This is a genomic window from Mycobacterium sp. 1245801.1 (assembly GCF_001673055.1).
Taxonomy (GTDB): Bacteria; Actinomycetota; Actinomycetes; order Mycobacteriales; family Mycobacteriaceae; genus Mycobacterium; species Mycobacterium europaeum_A.
This window is the reverse complement of record NZ_LZKY01000003.1, coordinates 1-10,603: the sequence shown is the minus strand read 5'-3', so window position 1 is coordinate 10,603 and position 10,603 is coordinate 1. Positions and strand designations below refer to the sequence as shown.

General features: G+C 69.6%; 9 protein-coding genes and 3 pseudogenes. 8 read left to right on the top strand and 4 right to left on the bottom strand.

The genetic code is table 11. From position 1 onward, the window contains the following. Window positions 1-943: 943 nt before the first annotated feature. The gene (locus A5622_RS00070; RefSeq protein ID WP_066867234.1) at window positions 944-1,237 is read left to right on the top strand and encodes a hypothetical protein; all 294 of its coding nucleotides are present in this window, start codon (window positions 944-946) and stop codon (window positions 1,235-1,237) included. A 417-nt stretch (window positions 1,238-1,654) separates the two neighbouring features. Here A5622_RS00070 and A5622_RS00060 read toward each other — a convergent pair whose 3' ends face one another. After that, window positions 1,655-2,065 (bottom strand): F420-dependent biliverdin reductase, encoded by a 411-nt coding sequence (locus A5622_RS00060; RefSeq protein ID WP_066867196.1) that lies wholly within the window; start codon window positions 2,063-2,065, stop codon window positions 1,655-1,657. 35 nt (window positions 2,066-2,100) lie between these two features. Here A5622_RS00060 and A5622_RS00055 point away from each other — a divergent pair, with 35 nt between their 5' ends. The 4 genes from A5622_RS00055 to A5622_RS00040 are packed head-to-tail and all read left to right on the top strand — an operon-like array spanning window position 2,101 to window position 5,528. Then, the gene (locus A5622_RS00055; RefSeq protein WP_066867198.1) at window positions 2,101-2,850 is read left to right on the top strand and encodes an SDR family NAD(P)-dependent oxidoreductase; all 750 of its coding nucleotides are present in this window, start codon (window positions 2,101-2,103) and stop codon (window positions 2,848-2,850) included. 31 nt (window positions 2,851-2,881) lie between these two features. Beyond that, on the top strand, window positions 2,882-4,048 hold the full coding sequence (locus tag A5622_RS00050) for a bifunctional cobalt-precorrin-7 (C(5))-methyltransferase/cobalt-precorrin-6B (C(15))-methyltransferase (RefSeq protein ID WP_066875878.1): 1,167 nt from the start codon (window positions 2,882-2,884) through the stop codon (window positions 4,046-4,048). Further along, window positions 4,045-4,800, top strand: coding sequence for a precorrin-4 C(11)-methyltransferase (cobM, locus tag A5622_RS00045; RefSeq protein WP_066867201.1), 756 nt, complete (start codon window positions 4,045-4,047; stop codon window positions 4,798-4,800). Before A5622_RS00050 ends, cobM begins: the two co-directional genes overlap by 4 nt. Further along, window positions 4,797-5,528, top strand: coding sequence for a cobalt-precorrin-6A reductase (locus tag A5622_RS00040; protein ID WP_197507914.1), 732 nt, complete (start codon window positions 4,797-4,799; stop codon window positions 5,526-5,528). The genes cobM and A5622_RS00040 overlap by 4 nt, the downstream gene beginning before the upstream one ends. On the opposite strand, the gene sigC is transcribed toward A5622_RS00040, so the two are convergent. Together sigC and A5622_RS29905 are read right to left on the bottom strand one after the other, a co-directional pair. Further along, a complete protein-coding gene (gene sigC / locus A5622_RS29910) occupies window positions 5,517-6,071 on the bottom strand; it encodes an RNA polymerase sigma factor SigC (protein WP_231998251.1) in 555 nt (184 codons plus the stop codon). The genes A5622_RS00040 and sigC overlap by 12 nt on opposite strands. Before the next feature lie 114 nt (window positions 6,072-6,185). Further along, window positions 6,186-6,878, bottom strand: a pseudogene (locus A5622_RS29905) (DUF2275 domain-containing protein); the annotation flags it as partial. Between the two features lie 176 nt (window positions 6,879-7,054). On the opposite strand from A5622_RS29905, the gene A5622_RS00030 reads away from it, so the two are divergent. Further along, window positions 7,055-8,704 (top strand): PPE family protein, encoded by a 1,650-nt coding sequence (locus A5622_RS00030; RefSeq protein WP_066875875.1) that lies wholly within the window; start codon window positions 7,055-7,057, stop codon window positions 8,702-8,704. A gap of 8 nt (window positions 8,705-8,712) precedes the next feature. Here A5622_RS00030 and cobJ read toward each other — a convergent pair. Beyond that, window positions 8,713-10,122: pseudogene (gene cobJ, locus A5622_RS00025) on the bottom strand (precorrin-3B C(17)-methyltransferase); the annotation flags it as partial. Here cobJ and A5622_RS00020 point away from each other — a divergent pair. Together A5622_RS00020 and A5622_RS27690 are read left to right on the top strand one after the other, a co-directional pair. Further along, window positions 10,115-10,438, top strand: a pseudogene (locus A5622_RS00020) (precorrin-8X methylmutase); the annotation flags it as partial. The pseudogenes cobJ and A5622_RS00020 sit on opposite strands and share 8 nt — an antisense overlap. Further along, a partial coding sequence (locus A5622_RS27690; protein WP_231998264.1) for an SAM-dependent methyltransferase occupies window positions 10,435-10,603 on the top strand: 169 nt, incomplete at its 3' end. The pseudogene A5622_RS00020 and the gene A5622_RS27690, both read left to right, overlap by 4 nt.

Genomic DNA, 10,603 nt, shown 5'->3' with positions numbered 1-10,603 from the left:
CGGTGCCGGCGGAGCAGCCGCATGAGCCGGTCTCCGTGCCGGCCGGTGGCGCTCACGACCCAGTCGCCGAGCCGTCGGGTGGGCCGCGTGAGCCGGTTTCGGCGCCGACCGCCGGTCCACGTCTTCCGCCCGTGCAGGCGGCGGCGGGCGACGGGTTGCCGTCGGCAACTCCGCAACTGCTCGACCATTCGTCGCTGCCCGTGTCGCCGAGCGGATCTTCCGCTGAGACCGCGCCTATCGGCCCCCACCCATCGCCACCTTCACCTCCCTCAGCGGGTTCCCCTTTCGAGGTCCCAGGCGGGCGCCCGACCGAATTGCCAACGCCGAGTGGCGGTGGCACGCATGGCCTCGGCGACGGCGGTCCGCCAGGTGGACACCCGCCCGAAGGGCCACCCGGGGATCCCAGTGGGCATGGCGACGGCGATGGGGGTCCGCCGAGAGAGGACAAGCACCATCCGCCCGGCCACGACACCAACGGCGAGCCGCAAGCAGGTGATGGCTTCGTCGGACCGTATCCGCTGCCGCCCCCGGAGCTTCTTACCCCGCCTCCGGATGGAGCATTTTTCTGGTCGGGCAGAACTTCCGATGGCGTCGGCATCGGGCCATCATCAGCCGGCGGAAATGGATCGGCAGACCTGTTTGCAGCTTCACGCAGCGGGACCACATTGGAGGGCCTGCTGGAGCGAAATGGCATATCGCCACCGAAGTGGAGCTTTGACGACCCCGCAGCGGAGGCGTGGTGGTCGAAGGTCTCCGAAACATATGCTGCTAACGCTCGAGGTGAAGTCCACGCGGTTATCGGACCCAATCTTCGCCCCGGTGGTGTGTGGCAAGCGGTCGAGCTTCCACGACTCATGGACAATCCAAATGTCACCAGGATCGTGATCATCGATCCCGAAACCGGTGCTGAAACAACGATTTTCGAGCGATGAAGGAGCTGAGGATGGATCCGGCCGTCGTAAACGCCGCAATTGTCGTAGCCATCAGTGACACCGCGGTTCCTCATATCGACAAAGAAAAGTTGCTAGAGGTGTACGGGCAATCGCAAGCCGAATCGTTGATCGCGCGTGTTTCCGAATTGGTGCACGAAGCAGTTAGCATGCCGCTCGAATGGGGAGATATGACGCTAGCGGAAGGCGTTAACGACATCCTGCGGCGTTTCCATGAAAAGCATCCAGAACTGTCCCAGGAAGCCTTGCACGAGATCGGTCGATGCGTTGGATGGAACCTTCGTTAGCTGATATAGCAAGTCCGGGGCCGATCCAAGAATGAAACGAGCGAACTGAGGTCCAGCATTGAAGCATAAGTCCTGCTGTCTAGGGAAGAAGTACTAATGCAGTTTAACGACACTTATTTGTCACGTGAGGATAGATATGCGATCGGCATTGAGTCGCTGTCGGGACGCTATTACGCGTCGATACCCGTAAGCAATGGGATTGTGGACTACGACGAGTACTATGAGCTTACAATGAGCCAATTCGATCAATTCTTAGACGACAGAAAGGCGGCAATCGAATTCATTGAAGCTTGCCGTCTCCGTAAACATGACGATTTGCTCTTGCAGCCACCTGGAAATAATCGCGGGATTCCCGTTTAAATGCGTTCGGTTGCCGTTGGTCGGTCCGCTGCTAGGTCCCACCTAACCCGCGAGCTCCTACTCGCCCCGGTCCAAAAGATCCGACGACCCGAGCACCCGCTCGATCTGAACCTCGATGACCACGCGTCGTGGATTGGGGCGCGGGGTGCGGTAGCGCTGGGCGTACCGCAGCTCGGCGTCGCGCACGGCGTCGGGGTCGTTGTTGACCTTGGACCGGCCCTCCAGCGACAGCCACCGCGCGCCGTCCACCTGGCTGAGCACGGCCAGTCCGCCCCGATCGGCGTTGACCGCCTTCTGCGAACCCCCGGTGGTGATGACCCGCGCGATGTGCGTCTTGGGATCGAAGGTGAATCCTACCGCCACCACGTGCGGCGAATTGTCGGCTCGCAGCGTGGTCAGCATGGCCAGATGCCGTTCCGACAGGAACGCCAGCGCATCGTCGGTGAGCCGGGTAGTGGTATTCGCCATCACCGCCCACGCTAGCGCAGGTGATAATCGCAGCCGTGGACGACACGGGCGCAGGTCCAGTACTGATCCTGGGTGGCCGCAGCGAGATCGGGATCGAACTGGCGCGACTGTTGGCGCCGGGCGCGACGGTCGTGCTGGCCGCCCGCCGCGCTGATCAACTCGCTGACCAGGTCGACGCGCTCAAACTCGCCGGGGCCGCGGCGGTCGACACCCGGGAATTCGATGCCGACGACCTGGCCTCGCATGGGCCGCTGGTCGCCTCGATCGTCGCCGAGCACGGTCCCATCGGCACCGCGGTCTTGGCGTTCGGCATCCTGGGCGACCAGGCCCGCGCCGAAATCGACGCCGCGCACGCCGTCGCCGTCGTGCACACCGACTACCTCGCCCAGGTCAGCCTGCTCACCCAGTTGGCCGCCGTGATGCGCAAAGCGGACAACGGCCGGCTGGTGGTGTTCTCCTCGATCGCCGGCGCACGCGTGCGTCGCGCCAACTACGTCTACGGTTCGGCCAAGGCCGGCCTGGACGGCTTCGCCAGCGGCTTGGCCGACGCGCTGCACGGCACCGGCGTCCGCCTGCTGATCGCCCGCCCGGGATTCGTCATCGGGCGCATGACGGAAGGCATGTCGCCCGCACCGCTGTCGAGCACACCCGCCCAAGTGGCCGCCGCGACCGCACGAGCGCTCGCAAAGGGCCGCCGCACGGTGTGGATCCCGTGGGCGCTCGGACCGGCGGCGGCCGTGATGCGCCTGCTGCCGCAGTTCATCTGGCGCAGGATGCCCCGATGATCCGCGCCGGCGACGATGCAGAGCGGCGCTCATGATCGTCGTGGTCGGCATCGGCGCCGACGGCATGCCCGGACTCGGCGAAGCGTCACGCACCGAACTCCGCAGGGCCGCAATCATTTACGGCTCCCAGCGGCAACTCGACCTTCTCGATGACACGGTGCCCGCGCCGCGACGACAATGGCCGTCGCCGATGATGCCCGCGCTGCAGACGTTGCTCGATGAGCACACGGGCGACGTGCACGTGGTGGCCAGCGGAGATCCGCTGCTGCACGGCATCGGCGGCACCCTGATCCGACTGCACGGCCGCGGCAACGTCAGGGTGCTGCCGCACGTGTCCTCGGTGACGCTGGCCTGCGCGCGAATGGGGTGGAACGTCCACGACACCGAGGTGATCAGCCTGGTCACCGCGCAGCCGCGCACCGCGGTGCGCCGCGGCGGCCAAGCGATCGTGCTGTCGCAGAACAAGTCCACGCCAAGCGAACTCGCCGCACTGCTCACCGCGCATGGCCGCGGCGAGTCCGAATTCACCGTCCTCGAACGCCTCGGCGGCCCAGACGAGCACCGCCGCGACGGCACCGCCCGCGACTGGGCCGGTGACCGAGACCTCGACGATCTCAACGTGATTGCCGTGCGCTACCTGCCCGACGACCGTGTCTCGCCACTACCCGACGACGCGTTCACCCACGACGGGCAGATCACCAAGCAGGGGATCCGCGCGGTGACGTTGGCCGCCCTGGCGCCGCGCCCGGGCGAGCGGTTGTGGGACATCGGCGCCGGCTCGGGCAGCATCAGCATCGAGTGGTGCCTGAGCGGGCGCGGTTGCAGCGCAGTGGTATTCGAGCGCGATGAGCGGCGCAGGCACAATCTCGACATCAATGCCGCGGCCTTCGGGGCCGACATCGAGGTGCGCGGCGAGGCTCCGGACGCATTCGCCGGCGCCGAGCCGCCGTCGGCGATCTTCCTCGGCGGCGGACTGACCCAGCCCGGTCTGCTCGACGCCTGCCTGGACAACCTGCCCGCCGGCGGACGGCTCGTCGTCAATGTGGTCACCACCGAATCGGAAGCCGTTCTGGCGCAAGCACATCAGCGCCTGGGCGGGCAGCTGCGACGCTTCCAGCATTATCACGGTGAGCCGCTGGGCGCATTCACCGGCTGGCGCCCGCAGTACCCGGTCACCCAGTGGGTGGTGACCAAGTGACCGTGTATTTCATCGGCGCCGGCCCGGGCGCGGCCGACCTCATCACCGTGCGCGGTCAGCGGCTCCTGCGATCCTGCCCGGTGTGCTTGTACGCCGGATCGATCATGCCCGACGACCTGCTTGCCCTGTGCCCGCCCGACGCGAAAGTCGTTGACACCGGCCCGCTGACGCTCGAGCAGATCATCACCGAACTCAGCGAGGCGCACGCCGCCGGCCACGACGTGGCGCGCCTGCATTCCGGTGACCCGTCGCTGTACAGCGCGCTCGCCGAGCAGTGCCGCCGGCTCGACGCCCTGGGCATCGACTACGAAATCGTGCCCGGGGTTCCGGCTTTCGCCGCCGCGGCGGCCGCGCTGAAGCGCGAGCTCACCGTCCCGGGGGTGGCGCAGACGGTGACGCTGACCCGGGTGGCGACCCTGTCGACGGCCATGCCGCCCGGCGAAGACCTCAAGACCCTGGCCCGGTCCGGCGCAACCCTGGTCCTGCATCTGGCCGCCGCCCAGATCGACACCATCGTTCCGCAACTGCTCGAAGGCGGCTACCGCGCCGAGACACCCGCGGCCGTCGTGGCTTTCGCCAGCTGGCCGCAAGAGGCGGTGCTGCGCGGCACGCTGGCCGACATCGCCGAGCAGATGCATCGGACCGGCATCACCAAGACCGCGGTGATCGTCGTCGGCGACGCGCTGACCGCCGGGGGATTCACCGACAGCTACCTGTACTCGACCGGGCGGGCGCGGGGGAGCCGGCACTGATGCGCGTCCTGCTGCTCGGCGGCACCGGTGAGGCGCGCGCCCTGGCCAAAGCGCTGCATCCCCGCATCGACATCGTCAGCTCCCTGGCCGGCCGGGTGCCCGACCCTGCCCTGCCGGTCGGACCGGTGCGCATCGGCGGGTTCGGCGGCGTCGACGGGCTACGGCGCTGGCTGCACGACGAACGCATCGACGCCGTCGTCGACGCCACCCACCCGTTCGCGGCCACCATGACGGCGCACGCCGCCGCCGCCTGCGCCGAATTGCGGATACCTCACCTGATCCTGGCGCGCCCCGCCTGGGACCCGGGCCCCGCTATCGTCGTCGATTCGGACACCGATGCCGCTGAAACCGTTGCCCGGCAAGGCTATTCGCGGGTGTTTCTGACCACCGGGCGCTCGGGCGTGTGGGCCTTCGCCGGCAGCGACGCGTGGTTTCTGATCCGTGCGGTCACCGACCCCGACCCTTCGGCATTGCCGCGCCGTCACCGGGTGGTGCTCTCCCGCGGACCGTATGGCTACGACGACGAGTTCGCGCTGCTGCGTGACCACCGCATCGACGCGCTGGTCACCAAGAACAGCGGCGGGGACATGACCCGCGCGAAGCTGGATGCCGCGGCGGCGCTGAACGTTGCGGTGGTGATGGTGGCGCGCCCGCCGCTACCGGCCGGCGTGTCGACCGTCGGCACGGTGGCCGAGGCGGCGGAATGGGTTGGCGCGCTAGCCGGTTAGGTGGCCGCGCTCGCCGTCGGCCAGCAGCGCGTCGCGGGCGCGCGCGACGCGGGAACGAATGGTGCCCACCGGGCAACCGCAGACCGCGGCGGCGTCGGCGTAGGGCAGGCCGAGCAGTTGGGTGAGCAAAAGCGCTTCGCGCTGTTCGGCGTTGAGGTTGGCGATCATGGTGGTCACCTCGACCAGGTCCTCGAACCCGCGGGCGTGCCGGTCCGCGCGCACCACGTGCTCGGGATCGGCACCCATGGCCGCGCGGGGCCGCGACTGCAGGTGGCGAATGTGGTCGGCCACCACGCGGCGCGCGATCGAGAGCAGCCAGGTCCGCGCGCTCGAACGCCCGGAGAACCGCTCGATGGCGCCGATGGCGCGCAGAAAGGTCTCTTGGGTCAGATCGTCGGCGCTGCCCGAATCTGAGAGATAGGCGACGAACCGCCACACGTCTTGCTGGGTGGCCTTGATGAACGACTCGAGCGCTCGCGCGTTTCCGCGCGCGGCTGACAACGCGAGCTCGGTTACGGCCTCGTCATCGCTCGGCGCGATCATGCCCAACCACCTTTGTTGTGCGAGTTTTCCGATTCTACGACGGCCCGTCGTAGACGATGCGGTGGGGTCGATGGCGGCATGGTTGATGGGCCGCAGATGCCCACGCCGCCGACCGCTGGGTGAGTCCGCCGCCCAGGCGGGAAAGTGTGCGTCGTCCGAAGCATCCGAGCCGCGCCGGCGGTGCGAGCCCACCCGTTCCCGCGCCACCAGCAACGCGAACGCCAAGCCCAACAACAGGGGCATGTGGCTGGCGATGCGGGTGGCGGTCACCTCGCCGGCGAAGGCGTCGACGATGACATAGCCCAGCAGCGCAACGGAATAGACACCGGTGATGGCCGCCACTCCCGAGGCCGAGGCGGGCCAGACACCGGCCGCGATCATCGCCAGACCCAACGCCAGCAACCAGGCCGTCGACTCGTGCATCAGGTGCTCACCGGACATCGCGCCGTGCATATGCTCGGACACCATGCCGAAATCGATTCCGCTGATTTGGGCGGCGGCGATCGCCACCTGGAAAAGGCCGACCGCGATCAGGCCCCAGCGCCGGTAGTGCGACCGCAGCCAGCGCATCCGGGCCTGATGTCCGGTGGCCTGCTCGCCGATGCTCGCCATGATCTTGTCGACCAGGTCGGGGCCCTCGCCGGGCGTCACCGAAGCCAGCCGGCGCGTCTGCACCGCCGCACCGATCAACCAGGAGCGGCAGCTGCGGCAGGATTCGAGGTGGGCGTCGACTTGCTGCGCGAGGACTTGGGGACGCTCGCCGTCCAATCGAGCCGACAGCGCTTCGCGCGCAATCTCACACCGCATCCCTGCATCGTTGCGCATGGCCCGGCCCCGCGCAAAGACTCGCCACATTTGGCCCCGGAACGAAATTGCGGGGAACTAAACGGCGGCGGCAACCGACCTCTGGTCGTACGCATCGCCAGCCCACCCACGAGATGCACCGAAGAGGTATTCGTGTCCTTGCCCGAAGGCCCCCGACGATGACCGCCCCGATCTGGATCGCGTTTCCGCCCGAAGTGCACTCGACACTGCTCAGTAGCGGCCCCGGCCCCGCGCCGCTGCTGGCCGCCGCCACCGCGTGGACGTCGCTGAGCACCGACTACGCGACCGCGGCAGCCGAGCTCAGCGGAGTGCTGGGGGCGGTGCAGGCGGGCTCGTGGGACGGCCCCAGCGCGGACCAGTACGTGGCCGCACACGCCCCCTATCAGGCCTGGCTGCTGGAAAGCGCGGCCAAGAGCACGACGGCCGCGGCCCTGCACGAGACCGCGGCCACCGCCTACACCACCGCCCTGGCCGCCATGCCGACGCTGGGCGAGCTCGCTGCCAACCATGCCGTGCACGGGGCGTTGGTCGCCACGAACTTCTTCGGGATCAACACCATTCCGATCGCCGTCAACGAGGCCGACTACGCGCGGATGTGGGTGCAGGCCGCCACGACGATGACCACCTACCAGGCCGTCAGCGAATCGGCGCTGGCGGCGGTCCCCGCGACGACGCCCGCGCCGACCATCGTCGTACCGGGCGGCGAGGCCGCCACCGCCGGCGTCGCGGCGGTACAGGCGGCCGCCGTCGCGCCGGCCGCGAGTTCCGGCTCCAACCTCAACGACGCCGACACCTCGAGCGCCCAGCAGCAGGCGGCGACGCAGACCTATCCGTCGTGGATGGACCAGCTCACCCAGTGGCTGCAGCAGTACACCCAGAACTTCGCGTGGCCGGTGTCCAAGGACCTCAACCCCGGTGGGTGGCCGTTCCCGCCGGTGCCGTGGGTCAACAGCCTCGCCTCGTTCTTCGGCCAGTTGGGGCTCTCACCGGCCCTGTCGACCGCGCTGGGCTGGGCCATCTTCCACACGCTGATGATCTTCTGGCCGTTCATTCAGCTCGCGATCCAGATGGCGGTGGTGCTCGCCCCGGTTGTCGTGGCCGCCATCGGCGCGGCCGCGGCGGGCGGGGTGGCCGCGGCGGTCACCGCGATCAGCGTCGCGGTCCCGCTCTCGACGCCCGCGCCCCTGCCGGCGGTCGCGGCGGCGCCCGCGCCGGTCATCGCCCCGACGCCGACGATCGCCACCGCGCCGGCGAGCGTGAGCCACGTGCCCACCCCGTCCACCGCGCCCGCGACGACCGTTGCCGGATCGGCGGGCGGGGGACCGGTGGGCGGCGGACCCGGTGTCGGCTTCGGTCCCACGGCGACCGACGGCATCGGAGCGAACGCGTTCAACGCCCTGTACGCCGTGGGGCTTTCGGGACTGTCGGCGCGCGGCAGCGCGAGCAGCCGGTCTCGGCGCAAGTCGGAGGAACCGTCGTCCGACGACCTCGACACGCCCGCCGCCGCGGCCGCGGCCGCCGAGGCCAAGAAGAAGGCGCGGGCCCGCCGGCGTCGCGGCGGCACCGCCACCGAGCGCGCCTACCGCTATGAGTTCATGGAGATGGACGGGGGGACGACCCCGGCCGCCGACGCCGGAGACCCGTACGCCCCCCGCCCTTCCGACGACGGCGCTGGACCGCTCGGATTCGCCGGCGCCGCAACCAAACCTGATGCCGCGCAAGCCACCGGGCTGGCCACGCTGACGCGCGACGGGCTGAGCGACGGCCCCACCCTGCCGATGATGCCGAGCACCTGGGATCGCGACTAGCCGGCGTTTCAGGCCTGGTAACGCCGCGGTGTGAAGACCCGGTCGGTGGAATCGTGTGAGTACCACTGGGTTTGGGACGACCCGACGATCAGCAGGCAGCGCATGTCGATCTCGGTGGGCTCGAGATCGGCCAGCCTGACCACGCGGACGTCTTCGTCCGGGCCGGAGACGTTGCGGCCGACCACCACTGGGGTGCCGGGTTCGCGGTGGGCCAGCAAGATGTCGCGCATCGCCCCGACCTGCCAGGTCCGCGACTTGGAAGCCGGGTTGTAGATGGCCAGCACCAGGTCGGCGGCCGCGGCGGCTTGCAGCCGCGCGGAGATCACCTCCCACGGCTTGAGGCGGTCCGACAGCGAGATCACCGCGTAGTCATGCCCCAAGGGCGCGCCGACCCGGCTGGCGACGGCCTGGGCCGCTGTCATCGCCGGAATCACCCGCACCTGCACGCCCGGCCATTCCTTGGCCTCTTCCAGCACCGCCGTCGCCATCGCGAACACGCCCGGGTCGCCCGAGGACACCACCGCCACGGCGCGGCCCTGTTCGGCCAGCGCGCAGGCCAGGCGGGCCCGCTCGGGCTCGTCACGGTTATCGCTGGGGTGACGCTGCTGGCCGTCGCGCGCCGGGACGCGGCTCAGGTAGCCGCCGTAGCCGATCAGGTCGGTCGCCGCCGCGAGCTCGCGGCGGGTCTGCGGCGTCATCCAATCCATGTCGCCGGGGCCCAGACCCACCACCGTGACGCTGCCGACGGCGGCAGCGCGCCGGCCGCGCTGCCCGCCCGGCAGGATGGCCAGTGAGAAGTACGGGACGCCGGCCTCGTCGACGTCGGCGGCGGGCAGGATGCGTTGCGAAGCGGTGCTGGCCCGCTCCACATAGAACGCGTCGTCAAGTTGTCCTGACGTCGAAAGAGCTTCCCGCACAGCGTGATACGAACGGCCGAGCTTGAGCACAACGGCGGCGTCGGCGTCGGCGAGCCGTCGGGTCAGCTCTTCGACCGGCAGCGTGCCCGGCAACACCGACAACACCTCGTCGCCGGCCACCAATGGCGTCGCGATGGCCGCCGAGGCGGCGCTCACCGACGTCACGCCCGGCACGATGACCGCGTCGAACCGCTCCGTCAGCCGGGTGTGCAGATGCATGTAGGAGCTGTAGAACAGCGGATCGCCCTCGGCCAGCAGGGCCACATTGCGACCGGCCTCCAGATGCGCCGCGATGCGCTCGGTGGCCTCGACGTAGAAGTCCTCGATCGCACCGGCATAGCCGCCGGGATGGTCGGTCGTCTCGGTGGTGACCGGATAGACCAGGTGCTCTTCGATCTGACCGGGCCGCAGGTACGGTTCGGCGATGCCGCGCGCGATGCTGCGGCCGTGCCGGGCGCTGTGGTAGGCCACCACGTCGGCCTCGCCGATCACCCGGGCGGCCGAGTTGGCCGCGCGCCGGCAGACCACTCGTTCGGCGGCCGGCGTGGAGCTGTGGGCGGACCGGCTGCCCGGCGCGGTGCTGGCCATCGGCAACGCCCCGACCGCGCTGTTCCGGCTGCTCGAGCTGATCGACGACGGGCTGGCCCCACCGGCCGGGGTGTTGGGCGGACCGGTGGGTTTCGTCGGGTCGGCGCAGTCCAAGCAGGAGCTCATCGCCAACCCCCGCGGGACGTCGTATCTGGTGGTGCGGGGCCGCCGGGGCGGCAGCGCCATGGCGGCCGCGGCCGTCAACGCGATCGCGAGCGACCGCGAGTGACCGCGGCGGGCACCGCGCAAAGCGCCGACCGGGGGACACTGTGGGGCGTCGGGCTGGGGCCCGGTGACCCGGAATTGGTGACCGTCAAGGCCGCCCGGGTGATCGGCGAGGCCGACGTGGTGGCCTACCACAGCGCCCGGCACGGCCGCAGCATCGCGCGCGGCA